General features: G+C 65.1%; 17 protein-coding genes (1 of these 17 only partly in view). 11 read left to right on the plus strand and 6 right to left on the minus strand.

The window, feature by feature from the left end:
• Positions 1-15: 15 nt before the first annotated feature.
• The 4 genes from BSL82_RS16705 (at position 16) to BSL82_RS16720 (ending at position 4,565) form a co-directional block, all read left to right on the plus strand.
• A complete protein-coding gene (locus tag BSL82_RS16705; RefSeq protein ID WP_418361261.1) occupies positions 16-477 on the plus strand; it encodes a nucleoside deaminase in 462 nt (153 codons plus the stop codon).
• A gap of 150 nt (positions 478-627) precedes the next feature.
• Positions 628-2,958 (plus strand): TonB-dependent receptor, encoded by a 2,331-nt coding sequence (locus tag BSL82_RS16710; RefSeq protein WP_072598857.1) that lies wholly within the window; start codon positions 628-630, stop codon positions 2,956-2,958.
• Between the two features lie 163 nt (positions 2,959-3,121).
• A complete protein-coding gene (locus tag BSL82_RS16715) occupies positions 3,122-3,874 on the plus strand; it encodes an energy transducer TonB (RefSeq protein WP_158010989.1) in 753 nt (250 codons plus the stop codon).
• A 7-nt stretch (positions 3,875-3,881) separates the two neighbouring features.
• Entirely contained in the window at positions 3,882-4,565 is a 684-nt protein-coding gene (locus tag BSL82_RS16720) for a Fe2+-dependent dioxygenase (RefSeq protein WP_072598382.1), read from the plus strand.
• 6 nt (positions 4,566-4,571) lie between these two features.
• Here the strand turns inward: BSL82_RS16720 and BSL82_RS16725 are convergent, their stop codons facing one another.
• Genes BSL82_RS16725 through BSL82_RS16745 form a run of 5 tightly spaced genes read right to left on the minus strand, consistent with a single transcriptional unit; the run spans position 4,572 to position 8,041 of the window.
• A complete protein-coding gene (locus tag BSL82_RS16725; RefSeq protein ID WP_158010990.1) occupies positions 4,572-5,000 on the minus strand; it encodes a cupin domain-containing protein in 429 nt (142 codons plus the stop codon).
• Positions 5,001-5,017: 17 nt separating this feature from the next.
• The gene (locus BSL82_RS16730) at positions 5,018-6,007 is read right to left on the minus strand and encodes an FAD:protein FMN transferase (RefSeq protein WP_072598384.1); all 990 of its coding nucleotides are present in this window, start codon (positions 6,005-6,007) and stop codon (positions 5,018-5,020) included.
• Between the two features lie 11 nt (positions 6,008-6,018).
• Positions 6,019-6,837, minus strand: coding sequence for a DUF4198 domain-containing protein (locus BSL82_RS16735; protein WP_072598859.1), 819 nt, complete (start codon positions 6,835-6,837; stop codon positions 6,019-6,021).
• Positions 6,838-6,869: 32 nt separating this feature from the next.
• Entirely contained in the window at positions 6,870-7,388 is a 519-nt protein-coding gene (locus BSL82_RS16740) for a DUF2271 domain-containing protein (protein WP_072598860.1), read from the minus strand.
• A gap of 11 nt (positions 7,389-7,399) precedes the next feature.
• Complete coding sequence (locus BSL82_RS16745) at positions 7,400-8,041, minus strand: PepSY-associated TM helix domain-containing protein (protein WP_072598385.1); 642 nt, start codon at positions 8,039-8,041, stop codon at positions 7,400-7,402.
• A gap of 171 nt (positions 8,042-8,212) precedes the next feature.
• On the opposite strand from BSL82_RS16745, the gene ispG reads away from it, so the two are divergent.
• On the plus strand, positions 8,213-9,340 hold the full coding sequence (gene ispG / locus BSL82_RS16750) for a flavodoxin-dependent (E)-4-hydroxy-3-methylbut-2-enyl-diphosphate synthase (protein WP_072598386.1): 1,128 nt from the start codon (positions 8,213-8,215) through the stop codon (positions 9,338-9,340).
• A gap of 12 nt (positions 9,341-9,352) precedes the next feature.
• Positions 9,353-9,676, plus strand: coding sequence for a DMT family transporter (locus BSL82_RS16755; RefSeq protein WP_072598387.1), 324 nt, complete (start codon positions 9,353-9,355; stop codon positions 9,674-9,676).
• Between the two features lie 21 nt (positions 9,677-9,697).
• On the opposite strand, the gene ppa is transcribed toward BSL82_RS16755, so the two are convergent.
• Positions 9,698-10,237, minus strand: a complete 540-nt coding sequence (gene ppa / locus BSL82_RS16760; RefSeq protein ID WP_072598388.1) for an inorganic diphosphatase — start codon at positions 10,235-10,237, stop codon at positions 9,698-9,700.
• A 138-nt stretch (positions 10,238-10,375) separates the two neighbouring features.
• Between ppa and hisS the strand changes: the two genes are divergently transcribed.
• The 5 genes from hisS to BSL82_RS16785 form a co-directional block, all read left to right on the plus strand.
• Positions 10,376-11,623, plus strand: coding sequence for a histidine--tRNA ligase (gene hisS, locus BSL82_RS16765; RefSeq protein WP_072598389.1), 1,248 nt, complete (start codon positions 10,376-10,378; stop codon positions 11,621-11,623).
• Positions 11,623-12,711 carry a peptide chain release factor 1 gene (gene prfA / locus BSL82_RS16770; RefSeq protein ID WP_072598390.1) on the plus strand — a complete coding sequence of 363 codons (1,089 nt, stop codon included), beginning with the start codon at positions 11,623-11,625 and terminating at the stop codon, positions 12,709-12,711. Before hisS ends, prfA begins: the two co-directional genes overlap by 1 nt.
• 19 nt (positions 12,712-12,730) lie before the next feature.
• Positions 12,731-13,558: a peptide chain release factor N(5)-glutamine methyltransferase gene (prmC, locus tag BSL82_RS16775; protein ID WP_072598861.1), complete on the plus strand. Its 828-nt coding sequence runs from the start codon at positions 12,731-12,733 to the stop codon at positions 13,556-13,558.
• A gap of 218 nt (positions 13,559-13,776) precedes the next feature.
• Complete coding sequence (locus tag BSL82_RS16780; RefSeq protein WP_072598391.1) at positions 13,777-14,556, plus strand: DUF4167 domain-containing protein; 780 nt, start codon at positions 13,777-13,779, stop codon at positions 14,554-14,556.
• A 212-nt stretch (positions 14,557-14,768) separates the two neighbouring features.
• Positions 14,769-15,396 carry the beginning of an OprO/OprP family phosphate-selective porin gene (locus tag BSL82_RS16785; protein ID WP_072598392.1) on the plus strand. Its footprint extends 695 nt past the window's final position, so only the first 628 of its 1,323 coding nucleotides appear in the window; the start codon lies at positions 14,769-14,771; the stop codon falls past the right edge of the window.

Consider the following 15,396-nt stretch of genomic DNA (forward strand, 5'->3'; position numbering starts at 1 on the left):
GGGCTAGAAGGCGCGGTGACTTCCGCTTTTCCGCCCTCCCGCGCCATGGCGCTTGCGCTTGCCGAGGCGAAGGCGGCGGCCGCGCGCGGCGAGGTGCCGGTGGGCGCGGTCATCCTTTCGCCCGACGGGGTTGTCCTGGCGCAGGCAGGCAACCGCACGCTTGGCGATCTGGACCCGACTGCCCATGCCGAAGTCGTCGCGATCCGTGCGGCGTGTGAAAGGCTGGGGAGCGAGCGGCTTGCGGGCTGCGATCTTTATGTGACCCTTGAGCCCTGTCCGATGTGCGCGACGGCCATCTCCTTCGCGCGCGTCCGCCGCCTCTATTATGCCGCGCCGGACGCCAAGGGCGGGGGAGTGGAGCATGGCCCGCGCATCTATGCCCAGCCCACCTGCCATCACCGGCCGGACGTCTATTCGGGCATCGCCGAATCGGAATCGGCCGCACTCCTTCGCGATTTCTTCCGCGATCGACGCTGAACTCCGCGCAAATCCAGGACTGCACAGCTGGGACCGGCGCTTCCCAAAAATGCCTGACCTCTCCATGCAATTGAGAGTCATTCTTGACTTACATGCGAATCGCTCGCATTAGCACCCTGCAACTCTGATTTTGCGACCAAAGGGGTGTTCATGATCAAGTCCAATCGCGAGGCGCACGGCGCTTCGACTTCTTTCCTCGCGCTCGGCTGCGTCGGCTTCATTGCGTCGGCCATAGCGTTTCCCGCCGCCGCCCAGGATGCGGCTTCCGCCGATGAGGGCAACGCCACGCGGCTGAAGGGCGTCGTCGTCACCGACACGGCGATCGAGGAAGGCCCGAAGGTCGACCGCGTCCAGTCGCCGAAGGCCACCGCCGCGATCCTCGACACGCCGCAGACGATCACCGTCATTTCCACCCAGACGATCCGCCAGCAGAACCTGCTCACGCTGCGCGATGCGCTCAGCACCATTCCCGGCATCACCTTCGGCGCTGGCGAAGGCGGCGGCGGCTATGGCGACAGCATCAACCTGCGCGGCTATTCGGCCAGCAACGACATCACCGTCGACGGTGTGCGCGACAGCGCCCAGTACAGCCGCACCGATCCGTTCAACCTCCAGCAGATCGAGGTCTATAACGGCGCGAACTCGGTCTATAACGGCTCCGGTTCGGTCGGCGGCACGATCAACCTCGTCCAGAAGACGCCCCAGGCGACCGATCTCACCGTGCTTGAGGCGGGTGTCGGCACCGACGACTATTATCGCGCGACCGTCGACAGCAACCTGCGCGTAAGCGACATGGTCGCAGTGCGGCTGAACGCCATGTATCACGAGAACGACGTTCCCCGCCGCGACGTGGAGAAATACGAACGCTGGGGCATCGCGCCTTCGGTGACGCTCGGCATTGAAAGCCCGACCCGCGTCACCCTGTCCTATCTGCACCAGGAAGACGACAACATCCCCACCTACGGCGTGCCCTATTACGTCTATGAAGGCGGGCTGCTGCCGGGCGCGCCCTATTCGGGCTATTTCGGCTTCGGCAACATGGATCGCCAGCAGATCACCGTCGATCAGGCGACCGTCGCGTTCGACCATGATTTCAGCGATGCGCTGTCGATCCGCAACCTCAGCCGCTGGCAGCGGGCGGAACAGGATGTGACGGTCAACCCGCCGCAGGGCAGCTACTGCCTCGCCAACGGCTTCCTGCCGCAGACGGCGTTCGGCGTTCCTGGTGCGGCCTGCGCGACGCCCGGCCTTTATGCGCCCAGCGGCCCGCGCGGCACGACGCGGTTCAGCGAAAACCAGCTCATGTACAACCAGACGGACCTGAAGGCGGTGTTCAACACCGGCGGGCTCGAACACACCTTCGTCATCGGCGCGTCGATCACCAAGGAAGATTATGATCTGACGCAGGGCAATGTGCAGCGCTTCGCCGACGGCACAGCGCCTGCCTATGATCCGATCAGCATCGCCGATCCGCAGGGCGTTTATACCGGCCCGGTCAATTTCATCGCGTCCAGCATCCAGGCCGGGTCGCTCACCAACAAGGCGGTCTATGCGTTCGACACGATCAAGCTCGGCGAGCAGTTCGAGCTGAACGGCGGCCTTCGCTACGAGAACAACAAGGGTAGCTTCCGCTCGGAAAACCTCACGAGCGGCGTCACCCAGTTCGGCGATAACGACGAAAATCTCTTTTCCTACCGCGCGGGCGCGGTGTTCAAGCCGACCCCGGCCAGCTCGATCTATGTCAGCTACGCCAATTCGGAAACGCCCGCGCTTGCCACCGTTCGCCTGGGCTGCGTCAGCAACAGCGGCAGCTTCTGCGACACCGCGCCTGAAAAGGCCGTGAACTACGAGATCGGCGCCAAGCTGGAATTGATGGAGGGCGCGCTGCTCCTGACTGCGGCGGCGTTCCGTAACGAGCGCACCAACTATCGCGTCACGTCCAACGACGTGCTCCAGCCAACCGAGCAGGTGCTCGACGGCCGGGCGCGGGTGGATGGAATTGCGCTTGGCGCAACCGGCCATGTCACGCCCGCCTGGACGGTCTTCGCCAACTACACCTATCTCGACAGCGAAACCCGCCAGGGCATTTCCGACTATTGCGTTGCCAATCCCGGCGTGGGCGATTGCCCGGTGGAAGATATTCTGAAGGGCCGTCCGCTCAATTCCACGCCCAAGCATTCAGGCAGCCTGTTCACCGCCTATACGCTGCCCGTCGGCCTCCAGGTCGGCTATGGCTTCACCTATCAGGGCAGCATGGTGGTGCGTAACGACGTGACCGCCGGGCCTCTGCCCAAGTCGGACGATTATTTCGTCCACCGGGCGATGCTGTCCTATCCGTTCGGCAACGGGATGACGGTGCAGCTGAACGTGCAGAACTTCACGAACGAGAAATATTTCACCAACGTCCGCAACACCACCAATGGCTGGGCGGTGCCGGGCGAGGGACGTTCCGCGCGGCTCAGCCTTTTCTACAGCTTCTGACCCCGTTGGAAGTTGTCTGGGGTCCTGCCCGAAAGGGCGGGACCCTTCGCGTTTTTGAACGCCGCGGATGATACTGCGATTGATTCGCATTACGAAGGCCGCTAGGCAGGATTGTGACAGGTGGCGAATCGGGGCGCGCCGCCTTTTTTAACGGGGAATGGTCATGCACGCCGCCTACCGGCGCACGTCCGAAACGCATCGCCTGCCATTTGGCGCAGGCGCGGATGCTGTGCTCCGGCCGGTGCAGCGCGTGTCCGCCGACACATCGGCCGCAGCCCGCAACGTCTATGGGCAGGACAGGCGGACCAACTGGCCGACGATGGCCGTGCTTGGCGTGGTCCATGCCGCAATGCTTGCCGCCCTTGTCGTCTTCGATGTCGTGCCGATCATGCAGCCGCAAAAGCCGGTGGTGATGGAATTGATCGAGGTGCCGCAGATGGTCGCGCCGCCGCCCGCCGCGGTCGAGGAGCCGACCCCGCCCGATCCGGTCAAGCCGCCGCTCGTCAATCCGGATCCGGTCGTGCAGCCTCCGGCACCATCGCCTTCGCCGATGCTGGCGGTTATTCGCCCGCCGAAGACAGAGGCTGTCGCCGCCGCTCTGGCAAAGGCGGCTGAAGGTCCGCCCGCACCGATCACCCCGCCCGATTTCAACGCCGATTATCTCAACAATCCCGCGCCGCGCTATCCGGTTGAATCGCGCAGGCTTCGCGAGCAGGGCACCGTCGCCATCAAGGTGCTGGTCGGCCCCGAAGGCACGGTCCAGGAATTGAAGCTCGCCGAATCGAGCGGCCACTCGCGGCTCGACAAGGCCGCGCTGTCGGCAGTGCGCAAATGGCGCTTCGCCCCGGCCAAACAGGCGGGCAAGCCCGTCGCCGCCTGGGTGATCGTTCCGATCCCCTTCGTCCTCCAGGGATAGCGCCGCCATGATGCTGCATATCCCGGGCGTGCTGGGCGCAGATCAGCTCCGCGAGGCGCGGGCGCTGCTGGACGCGGCTGAATGGGTGGATGGCAATGTGACCTCCGGCTATCAGTCGGCGCTTGCCAAGCGCAACATGCAGCTGCCCGAGGATTCGCCCCTCGCCCGCCAGATCGGCCAGACGATATTGGCCGCACTTGGGCGCACCCCGCTGTTCATCGCCGCCGCGCTCCCGCTCAAGATCTTTCCGCCGCTCTTCAACCGCTATCAGGGCGGCGAGCGGTTCGACACCCATGTCGACAATGCCATCCGGGTGCTGAAAGGGTCGGAGTTCCGCGTCCGCAGCGATCTGTCGGCAACGCTCTTCTTCAGCGATCCCGATGAGTATGACGGCGGCGAACTGGCGGTGGAGGACAGCTACGGAGTCCACAGCGTGAAGCTGCCGGCGGGCGACATGGTGCTTTACCCGGCCTCCAGCCTGCACCATGTGACGCCGGTCACGCGCGGCGCGCGAGTGGCGAGCTTCTTCTGGATTCAAAGCATGGTGCGCGATGACGGCGCGCGCCAGCTGTTGTTCGATCTTGACCGGTCGATTCAGACCATCGCCGCCGATCGCGGGCACGACGATCCCGCCATCGTCCAGCTGACGGGCGTCTATCACAATCTGCTGCGCCGCTGGGCGGACAGCTGAAACCGCTTAGCCGCCGGGCATCCAGCCGGGGGCGGCAAGCTCGAACCCGCTGAACGCGAATGCGGGCGACACAATGCACGACACCAGAGCCCAGCCCCGGTCGGCGTCGGCCGCCTGCCATTGATGTGGCGCAATCCGGTGCTGGGGCACATCGCCTGCCAGAACGTCGCCGCCAAGACGCGTTGAACGGATCGGGCCTTCGTCGCTGTCGGCTGTCTGGAGGCAAAGCGAGGCTCCGGCATGGAAAAGCCAGAGTTCGGTCGCGTCCACTCTGTGCCAATGGGATTTCTGCCCAGCCTCCAGCAGAAACAATATCGCGGTCGCCGTGCCGCGCGCTCCATCGGGCGATTCCGCCCGCCAGGTTTCGCGGTACCAGCCGCCTTCCGGATGGGGTTGCAGGTCCAGCCTGCGGATCAGCTCCGATGCCTCGCTCATAGGCGTCAGCATTGCTGCTAATCGAGCATCGCGGCAAGGGCGGGGGAAATCCGCTCTTCGCCGGTAGTGAGCACGATCAACGCTGCCAGCCCAAGCCGCTCGGCATAGGCCATTCCCTGGTCCGGGCCTGCTATGGTGATGGCCGTCGCATGGACATCGGCCTTCATGCAGCTTTGGTGGATGACGCTCACCGATGCCGCTTTATTGTCCAGCGGCCAGCCGGTGCGCGGGTCGATGCTGTGTGCATAGCGCCTTCCGTCAGCCTCGAAATAGCGGCGATAGTCGCCCGAAGTCGCAACCGAAAGCCCGTGCAGCGCGACCAGAATCTCCTCGCAGGTCGCGTTTGACGGGCGTTCCAGCGCCACCCACCAGGGTGACCCATCGGGCTTCACGCCTTCGCCGCGCAACTCGCCGCCGATTTCGATCAGGAAATGGCGGAGCCCAAGCCGCTTCAGCGCATCGGCGGCGCGATCGACGCCATGGCCCTTGGCGATTGCTGAAAAGTCGAGCCTGCATCCGCCCGGCTGGCGGGCGCGCCTTGCCTTTCGGTCAATCTCCAGCCGCTGCCAGCCGCCGCTCCGCATCGCCGCTGCGATTTCATGCGGTGACGGTGCGTCCTGGCGGGCGGGGGCGGGGCCGAAACCCCAGAGATCAACCAGCGTGCCGATCGTCGGATCATAAGCCCCGTCCGATGCCTCAGCCACTTCAAGCGCGCAGCAAAGCACGTCGAAGAAGCCGGGCGGCAGGTCGCGCCATTCGCCCGGCACCGCCTTGTTGAAGCGGCTGAGCTGGGACTCCGGCTCCCAATGGCTCATCTCGCTCACCACGCCGTCAAGGCTTTGCTGGATCAAATCCCGCACCGCCGCCAGCGGCACGAAGGCGGGGCGAACCAGCCTTGCCGACCAGCTCGTCCCCATCGTCAGCCCGCCCAGACTCTCCACCTGCGCCCCGGCGGCGGGGGCTGCTGCTGCCCCGCCCAGCGTCAGCGGAATGGCGACTCGCGTCACGTGCTGAGCTGTTAGGGGGCCATCACCTCAAGCGTCGTGACATAACCCGCCCGGCGTTGCGTTGCCCGGGGCGCGCTGGCGGCTGCGTCCTCGATGCTGGCCTGCATCCAGTACATGCCCGGCTCCGGCCAGTTGATCGAGACCAGCCCGTCGGCGTCCGCCGTCAGATCCATCTGGTTCAGCCGGTTCCGATAGCGGATTCCGCCGGGGATGACGGTCACCTTCACACCGGCGGCCGGCTTGCCGTCCAGCAGGAAGCGGAACTGCCCGGCCTCGCCCGCCACCAGATCATTGGGATGCGTCACCGGCTGCAACTCCAGCCCCTTGCCGCCGGGCTTCAGGACCGTATCGGTCGGATTGCCCGAGGTGACGAATATCTCGTTGCGGTTCTGGACTTCGGTGATCTTCACCTCGGTCGCCGCGGCCGGGATTTCGCCCAGCTTGTCGGCGCTGCCGCGCCAGCGCTTGCTTTCCCCGTTCAGCTTGTAGCTTGCGAACAGCCCGTCCATGTCGGCGGCGATCTTGTACGTGCCCTTTTGCGTCAGATGCACGTCGAAGGTGCTGCGATAGCGGCCCTTTGCGCCATTCTCTATCGCCACGTCGCTTCCATCGGGCGCATAGGCCTTGATCCGATCCAGCGGCATCGCATTGTGCTCGAAATAGAACAGGTCGTTGGAAATGGCGGCGTCCACCGTCACCCACACATCGTCGCCCGAAACCACGGTCGAGGACGGCAGCATCCATGCGCGGTGCGCGCTTGCGCCGAACGGCAGGGCGACCGCCAGCGACAATGCGGCCGCACCCGCGGCGATCTTCCGGAAAGAAAGCATGTTGGACATCCTTGTTGCTTGGGGCTCGTTCCTTAAGGTTTCAGGGTCAGGCCGATCGCGCCCAGCTCGCTCTGGCCCTGCGCCTTCAACGATTGGGCGGATTTCGGCGGCCATTGGAACGGAATGCGCAGCAGTTCGCGTCCGCCGACCTCGCGGGCCGCCTCGACGACCAGCTCATAGCTGCCTGCCGGAGGCTTTCCGAGCGGCGCCTTGCCTTCGGCAAAGCGCAGGACATGCTGGCCGGGCGCGCGGGTCGCGCCGCTGATTCCGTCCACCGGCATGTTCAGCGTCCGCCCGGTCTTGCGCCACCACTGGCGCATGTCGCGCAGCCATTTCGCGCCTTCGTTCTTCTTGAGGTTCACGTCATACCAGACGGCGAGGTTGGTCGGCTTCGCCAGACTCGCGCCTTCCACCCAGATCGCCACATAGGGCTTGTGATATTCGGCCACGTTCAGGCGCGGGATGTTGACCGTCACCTGCATGTCGGCCGCCTGAGCCGCAGCCGGGGTCACGGCGATCCCGGTCAGGACCAGTGGAAAGAAGGAACGCATCGGCACCTCGATCAATGCATGAACAAAATGATGACAAGCAGCGGCAGGATGAAGCCCAGCCCCACCGTCGGCCATGTCGCCGGGCGGTGTTTCGCGTGAAGCTGCAACAGGAACAGGCCGGTGATGGTGAAGATCACGCAGGCGACTGCGAATATGTCGATGAACCAGAACCAGGCCCTGCCGGTGTTCCGGCCCTTGTGCAGATCGTTCAGCCACGAAACCCAGCCGCGATCGGTCTCTTCCATCACCACGTCGCCGGTCGCGCGGTCGATGCTCAGCCAGCCGTCGCCGCCGGGGCGGGGCAGGGCGAGGTAGATTTCATCGTCCGACCATTCCGCCTCGCGGCCGGCGGCGCTGACCGACAGTTCCTTGTCCAGCCACGCGCCGACCTGTTCGGGCAGCGGGGCCTTGTCCGCGCCTCCAACCGGAAGCGCTTTCAGGAGCGGCGGCGGCAGTTGGGCCTCCCGCTCGGTCACGGTTGGGCTCGCCTCTATGTCGGCGGCGTGGTTCAGCGTGATTCCGGTGATTGCGAACAGCAGCATTCCGACCAGGCTCAGCGCGGCGCTGATCCAGTGCCAGCGGTGAAGCTGCTTCAGCCAGAACGAACGGGTCAGTCCGGCCTTTTTCTTCGTCGCTGGCATGAAACTGGTCATTCGCGCCACTTATCGAGAACCATTCGCAACTGCAAATGATTCTTGCGAACGGATCGCAGTAAAATTGACGGCGGTCTCCCGCTCCGGCACGCGCCGGAAGACTGCGGTGTCACACGGCCTTTCGAAACGCATGTCATAAGTCTATAAGCCGCGCGTAATCGGAGATTGAGCATGTCCATCCGTCCGTGGCGCGACATCGCGCGCCGCCAGTCGCGTCAGATCATGGTCGGCAATGTGCCGGTGGGGGGTGGTGCGCCCGTCACGGTGCAGACCATGACCAACACGCCCACCAGCGACGCGACGGCGACGATTGACCAGATCCGCCGCTGCGAGGAGGCGGGGGCCGACATCATCCGCGTATCCTGCCCCGATGAGGATTCCACCGCCGCGCTGAAGCAGATCGTCCGCGCGGCGACCGTGCCGATCGTCGCCGACATCCATTTCCACTACAAACGCGCGCTGGAAGCGGCCGACGCGGGCGCTGCCTGCCTCAGGATCAATCCGGGCAACATCGGGTCCGAAGCGCGCGTGGCGGAGGTCGTGCGCGCGGCGAAGGCCAATGGCTGCGCGATCCGCATCGGCGTCAACGCGGGCAGCCTCGAAAAGGACCTGCTCGAAAAATATGGCGAGCCATGTCCCGAGGCGCTGGTCGAAAGCGCGCTCGATCATATCAAGCTGCTCCAGGACCAGGATTTCCACGAATATAAGGTGGCGGTGAAGGCGTCGGACGTATTCCTCGCCGTATCGGCCTATATGGGGCTGGCGGAAGCGGTGGATTGCCCGCTGCATCTTGGCATCACCGAGGCGGGCGGGCTGATCGGCGGCACCGTCAAATCGGCGATCGGCATCGGCAATCTGCTATGGGCGGGGATCGGCGACACCATCCGCGTCTCGCTTTCGGCCGAGCCGGAGGAAGAGGTGCGCGTCGGCTTCGAGATATTGAAGGCGCTCGGCATCCGCAATCGCGGGGTGCGGATCGTCTCCTGCCCAAGCTGCGCACGGCAGGGCTTCGACGTGATCCGCACGGTCGAAAAGCTGGAGGAGCGACTTCAGCATATTCGCACGCCGATGTCGCTTTCGGTGCTGGGCTGCGTCGTCAACGGTCCGGGCGAAGCGCGCGAGACCGACATCGGCCTCACCGGCGGCGGCGCGGGCAAGCACATGGTCTATCTGGCGGGCGTCACCGATCATCATATCGACGACGCGCGGATGGTTGATCACATCGTCGCGCTGGTGGAAGCCAAGGCCGCCGAGATCGAGGCTGCGAACGCCCTGGCCGAGGCACGGGCCGCTGAATAGCCTGTCCGCCTGATGGCCTGGGTCTGGTTGCTTCTGGGCGGGCTGTTCGAGGTCGGGTTCACCACCTGCCTGCGCCACGTCGACGGCTTCCGCAATCTGCCGTGGACGCTGGGGTTTCTGGCCTCGGTCGCGCTCAGCATGAGCCTGCTTGAACTGGCTTCGCGCCAGATTCCGATGGGCACCGCCTATGCGATATGGGGCGGCATCGGCGCTCTCGGGACGCTGCTGGTCGGAATCGCCTTTTATCAGGAGCCGCTTGGCTGGGCTCGGATCGCCCTCGTCATCGGGCTTGTCGGCTGCATCATCGGATTGAAGCTGGTGAGCGGGGGGCGCTGAGCCCCCGCTGCTCCCGTCCGTTCAGGCTGCTTTCTTGCCTTTCGCCCGCGCGATCGACTGGGCCACGATCTCCCGCGCCTCGGCGGCGTCGCCCCATCCCTGGATCTTCACCCATTTGCCGGGCTCCAGATCCTTGTAATGGGCAAAGAAGTGCTCGATCTGCTGCATCACGATTTCGGGCAGGTCGCCATGCCCCTGGATGTTGCGGTAATAGGGAAAGAGGCTGTCCACGGGCACGCAAAGCAGCTTCTCGTCGCCGCCCTTTTCGTCTTCCATCTTCAGCACGCCGACAGGCCGCGCCTTTACGACCGATCCGGGGATGAAGGGCGATCGGGCGACCACCAGCGCGTCCAGCGGATCGCCGTCCTCGCAAAGCGTGTGGGGAACAAAGCCGTAATTGGCCGGATAGCGGGTGGGCGTATGGAGGATGCGGTCCACGAACAGCGCCCCGCTTGCCTTGTCGAACTCATATTTGACCGGTTCACCGCCGATCGGCACCTCGATGATGACATTGAGGCTTTCCGGCGGATTGTCTCCGATGGGAATGAGGTCGATGTTCATGGATGTTACGCACCTTGAATGGGACGGGACGAATCAACGCCCGCTATCTATCGCTGCACCGCAAAATGGAAAGGCTTCAAATACCCAAATACGGCAGAAAAGCTTCCCGCGTCGATAAAGCTGCATTAAAGGCGCGCCATGTCATCGATACAAAAGCCCCAGCGCATTCGCGGCACGCAGGACATGATAGGCGAAACCGCCGCCCGCTTCGATCATGTGGTCGCCGTGTTCGAGCGGGTGCGGCGGCTCTACGGCTTTCAGCCGGTGCAGGTGCCGGTGTTCGAGGCGACCAGCGTGTTCTCGCGCTCGCTTGGCGAAACCACCGATGTCGTGGCGAAGGAAATGTACACCTTCGACGATCGCGGCGGGGATTCGCTGACCCTGCGGCCGGAGTTCACGGCCGGCATCGCCCGCGCCTATGTCAGCGAGGGCTGGCAGCAATGGTCGCCGCTGAAGCTTGCCGCATGGGGGCCGCTCTTCCGTTACGAGCGGCCGCAAAAAGGGCGCTTCCGCCAGTTCCATCAGCTTGACGCGGAAATCATCGGCGCGGGCGAACCGGCCGCGGATGTCGAGCTTCTCACCTTCGCGGCGCAGCTTCTGAACGAGCTTGGCGTGGACGAGGCCGTGACGCTGCACCTCAACACGCTGGGCGACGCGGAAACGCGCGAGGCCTGGCGGGTGGCGCTGGTCGATCATTTCCGCCGCCATCAGGGGGAATTGTCCGAGGAAAGCCTTGATCGGCTGGAACGCAATCCACTGCGCATCCTCGATTCAAAAGACCCGCGCGACCGGCCGATCGCCGATGCAGCGCCGGAGATCGACGCCTATCTGACGGCGGAGGGCGGGCGCTTCTTTGAAACGGTGACGCGCGGCCTGGATGCAGCAGGCGTGCTCTGGACCCGCGCGTCGCGGCTGGTGCGCGGCCTCGATTATTACCGCCACACCGCGTTCGAGTTCATTACCGAGCGGCTGGGCGCGCAGGGCACGGTGCTTGGCGGCGGCCGCTATGACGGGCTGATCGAGACGCTCGGCGGCCCGCATACCCCCGCAGTCGGCTGGGCCGCCGGGATCGAGCGGCTGGCGATGCTGATCGACGCACCGGAAGCTGAACGCATCGAGGTCGCTGTCGTGCCGATGGGCGAGGCGGCGGAAGTCGCCGCGCAAAAGATACTTGCCGATCTTCGCCGTGTTGGTGTCGCAGCCGACATGGCGTTTCGCGGCAATATGAAGAAGCGGATGCAGAAGGCCGACGCCAGCGGCGCGCGCTATGCCGTCATCATCGGCGAGGACGAGCTGGCGCGAGGCGAGGCGGCGCTGAAGGATCTGGCGGACGGCACGCAGCGGGCGGTGGCGCTTGATGGGCTGGCCGAGGCGGTGCGCGGCTGATGGTGTCGATACCTTCCGCTCGCATGGACCAGATCGCCGCCCGCCACGCCGAGCTATCGGCCGAAATGGCGCGCCCCGATCTTCCGCCTGAAAAGTTCGTCGCGCTCTCCAAGGAATATGCCGAGCTGACTCCGGTGGCGGAGGCGGCCGCCCATGTTCGCAAGCTGCGCGATGAGCAGGATACGCTTGCGGAGCTTGCCGAGGACGGCGCCGCCGATTCCGAGATGCGGCAGATGGCGCGCGAGGAGCTGGAGACGATCCGCCGCGCGCTGCCGGATGCGGAGCGGGACCTGGCGCTCAGGCTGCTGCCGCGCGACGCCGCGGATGAACGCCCGGCGATGCTGGAAATCCGCGCGGGCACGGGCGGGGACGAGGCGGCGCTGTTCGCGGGCGATCTGTTCCGCATGTACCAGCGCTATGCCGAGGATCGCGGCTGGCGGATCGAGCTGATCTCCGCCTCCGCGTCCGACGTCGGCGGCTATAAGGAAGTCGTCGCCAGCGTCACCGGGCAGGGCGTGTTCGCCCGGCTGAAGTTTGAAAGCGGGGTTCATCGGGTGCAGCGCGTGCCCGCGACCGAAAGCGGCGGGCGCATCCATACTTCGGCGGCGACGGTCGCGGTGCTGCCGGAACCGGAGGATGTCGACGTTCATATCGACGAGAAGGACCTGCGGATCGACGTGTTCCGTTCGTCCGGCCCCGGCGGCCAGTCGGTCAACACGACCGATTCGGCGGTTCGGATCACCCATCTTCCGACCGGGCTGGTCGTCAGCCAGCAGGACGAGAAATCGCAGCACAAGAACAAGGCCAAGGCGATGAAGGTGCTACGGGCGCGCCTGTTCGAACTGGAGCGCGAGCGGCTGGCGAACGAGCGTGCGGGCGCGCGCAAGTCGATGGTCGGCTCGGGCGACCGGTCGGAGCGGATACGCACCTATAATTTCCCGCAGGGTCGCGTGACCGATCACCGCATCAACCTGACGCTCCACCGCCTGGATGAAATCCTTGAAGGGCCGGGCCTTGAAGAAGTGGTGCAGGCCCTGATCGCCGAGGATCAGGCCGAGCGCCTCGCCCATCTGGACAATGGGGCCTGACGCGCCGTGCCGTTTCGGCATGACTGACCGCATCCGCGCCGCACTTGCAACGGCGGCGGCAAGGCTGGCCGATGTCAGCGGAACCCCCCGGCTGGATGCCGAACTGCTGATGGCGCACGCATTGGGCGTCTCGCGCGAACGCCTGTTGCTGGGGCATATGGATGACGCGCCGCCCGCCGCCTTTTGGGCGCTCCTCGCCCGCCGCCTCGCCTATGAGCCGGTCGCCTATATCACCGGCACGCGGGATTTCTGGACGATCGCGCTTCATATCACCCCGGATGTGCTGATTCCCCGGCCCGATTCCGAAACGCTGATCGAGGCGGCGGCGGAAAGCCTGCCGCGCGAGGGGACGCTGCGCTTCCTCGATCTCGGCACGGGCAGCGGTGCGCTGCTGCTCGCTGCGCTGGACCAGTGGCCGGAAAGCACGGGTGTGGGGGTCGACAGCTCAGCCGCCGCTCTCGCGGTTGCCGCGAAAAATGCGCGTCGTCTGGGGCTGGGTGACCGCGCCGCCTTTGTTCGCGGCGATTGGGCGCAGTCCTTGTGGGGCCGCTTCCATGGCATTTTTTGCAACCCGCCCTATATAGAAAGCACGGCCCGGCTACCGCGCGATGTCGCGGATTATGAACCTGCCGGCGCGCTGTTCGCGGGGGTGGACGGGTTGGACGACTACCGTCGCCTCATCCCGCAACTGCCCGCGCTGCTTGCGCCGGAAGGGCGGGCCTTTCTTGAAATCGGTTCGGCTCAGGCGGGGCCGGTGATCGAGATCGCCGCCGCAGCAGGGCTGGGGGCGACGACAAGGCGGGACATGGCCGGTCTGGACCGGTGCATAATCCTGCAACGCCTGTAACTTTCCGCTTGGAGCGGCGCGTGTTTGCCGTTACAGGACGGTCAGGCGGGCAGGTGAAAAACATCCCCGCCGCTGACCCCAAATGATCGCCCGGCTGTTTATGTGCCGGCGTGGGCAATGGTCCCTCGTGACGAGTGGACCGGTTCGGCTGTGGTTGGCCTTACCCTGATCCGGGAGCAGCATGCATTGGCCGGATCAACGAAAAGGGAAATGGAATTTTGATCAATAATCGGCAGAACGGCCGCAATAATCGGCGCGGTCGGGGCGGGCAGCGTCCGATGAGTGGCGGCGGCGGTCAGGGCCAGCGTCCTGACGCGGGGAACCGGATTGATTCGCGCCAGCGGGGCAATGCGAGCCAGCTTCTCGAAAAGTACAAGAACCTGGCGCGCGATGCGCAGACCCAAGGTGACCGGGTGACCGCCGAATATTATCTGCAGTTCGCCGATCATTATTTTCGCGTGCTGAATGAACATCGCGCCCGTCAGGAGGAGTTCCGCGAGCGCCAGGAAGGCCAGCGCGAGCGGCCCCGCTATCCCGACCAGCGTTTTGACGATGGCGAGGACGACGGTGGCGACGACCTTCGCGATGAACGCGACGAAGACGCGACCGCGCCGATCTCCATCAGCGGCCTGCCCCCGGCGATCGGAAGCGCGGCGTCGGACGATTCTTCCGACCGCGACCGCAGGCACGAGGCTGGCGACGGCGACGATGACCGGGCGAGCCGCCCGCGAGGGCGAGGACGCCCGCCGCGCCGTCAGGACGCCGCCTCCTCGGAAACCGGAGAGGCGCGTCAGGCCGAGAATGCGGCGCAGCCGGAGACCGCGGATGCTTCTGATGAGCGGCCGACCCGCCGCCGCGCGCCCCGCCGTGCAGCCGCCCCGTTGCCTCAGCTCGAATTGACCCCTCCCGAAAACGCCCAGGAGGAAGCGCCGAAGCCGCGCCGCCGCACGCGCCGTGCGCAAGGCGGCAAGGACACGGTGGCCGAAGCGGAAGCCTGACAGACAGGCTGGTCATCGGATGGTTTGAGGGGCGGTCGCGCGGAAGCGGGGCCGCCCTTTTTCATGTCCGGCTGAAAGACGGCGAAGGTCGTTGCAATCGGGCAACATCGGCCATTGTCACCAAGCTGCAATAAAAGAGTCTCGGACCGGTCACCACAGCCCCCTAGGGCTCGCCGCGACACTAAACCAGTGCACCAAAGGGGGGTTACCCAATGAAGTTGAAGACGACTGCCGCCTTGCTTGCTACGGCCGCGCTTGGCTGCCTTGCCACGCCCGCTTTCGCCCAGGACGCTATGGTTGCGGCTCCGGAAGATCAGTCCGCCGAGATCGAGTTCCTGAAGGCGCAGCTCGAATCGATGCAGGCTCAGATCGCCGATCTGCAGAAGGCGAAGAAGAGCAGCGCGCCCACGTTCAAGGGCTCGCCGCTGTTCGGCGACAAGGAAGCCGGATGGGACTTCAAGGTCCGCGGCCGCCTGCAATATGATTTCGCCTATGTGTCCAACCCGAGCAATGGCGTTGCGACCAACGAGCTTGGCTTCAGCAACGAGCTTCGCCGTGGCCGTATCGGAGTCGAAGGTACCACCCCTGGTTCCTTCGCCTACAAGTTCGAGGCCGATTTTGCCGGCAACGAAGTTGAGCTGGCCGACGCCTATTTCCAGTGGAAGGGCAAAGTCGCGGCCATCAGCTTTGGTCAGCACAACAACTTCCAGTCGCTTGAAGAATTGACGAGCTCGCGCTTCATCTCCTTCATGGAGCGCGCCGCCTTCACCGACGCATTCGCCTTCGAGCGCCGCATCGGCGTCTCGGCAACCCTGACGCAGGGCGATTTCAAGCTGGACG

The sequence above is a fragment of the Tardibacter chloracetimidivorans genome, assembly GCF_001890385.1.
Taxonomy (GTDB): Bacteria; Pseudomonadota; Alphaproteobacteria; order Sphingomonadales; family Sphingomonadaceae; genus Tardibacter; species Tardibacter chloracetimidivorans.

Excerpts from the sequence above, each read along its gene's own strand:
- BSL82_RS16710 (WP_072598857.1), top strand. The coding sequence starts at position 628 with ATGATCAAGTCCAATCGCGAGGCGCACGGCGCTTCGACTTCTTTCCTC.
- BSL82_RS16715 (WP_158010989.1), top strand. The coding sequence starts at position 3,122 with ATGCACGCCGCCTACCGGCGCACGTCCGAAACGCATCGCCTGCCATTT.
- BSL82_RS16720 (WP_072598382.1), top strand. The coding sequence starts at position 3,882 with ATGATGCTGCATATCCCGGGCGTGCTGGGCGCAGATCAGCTCCGCGAG.
- BSL82_RS16725 (WP_158010990.1), bottom strand. The coding sequence starts at position 5,000 with ATGAGCGAGGCATCGGAGCTGATCCGCAGGCTGGACCTGCAACCCCAT.
- BSL82_RS16735 (WP_072598859.1), bottom strand. The coding sequence starts at position 6,837 with ATGCTTTCTTTCCGGAAGATCGCCGCGGGTGCGGCCGCATTGTCGCTG.
- BSL82_RS16740 (WP_072598860.1), bottom strand. The coding sequence starts at position 7,388 with ATGCGTTCCTTCTTTCCACTGGTCCTGACCGGGATCGCCGTGACCCCG.
- BSL82_RS16745 (WP_072598385.1), bottom strand. The coding sequence starts at position 8,041 with ATGACCAGTTTCATGCCAGCGACGAAGAAAAAGGCCGGACTGACCCGT.
- ispG (WP_072598386.1), top strand. The coding sequence starts at position 8,213 with ATGTCCATCCGTCCGTGGCGCGACATCGCGCGCCGCCAGTCGCGTCAG.
- BSL82_RS16755 (WP_072598387.1), top strand. The coding sequence starts at position 9,353 with ATGGCCTGGGTCTGGTTGCTTCTGGGCGGGCTGTTCGAGGTCGGGTTC.
- ppa (WP_072598388.1), bottom strand. The coding sequence starts at position 10,237 with ATGAACATCGACCTCATTCCCATCGGAGACAATCCGCCGGAAAGCCTC.
- hisS (WP_072598389.1), top strand. The coding sequence starts at position 10,376 with ATGTCATCGATACAAAAGCCCCAGCGCATTCGCGGCACGCAGGACATG.
- prfA (WP_072598390.1), top strand. The coding sequence starts at position 11,623 with ATGGTGTCGATACCTTCCGCTCGCATGGACCAGATCGCCGCCCGCCAC.
- prmC (WP_072598861.1), top strand. The coding sequence starts at position 12,731 with ATGACTGACCGCATCCGCGCCGCACTTGCAACGGCGGCGGCAAGGCTG.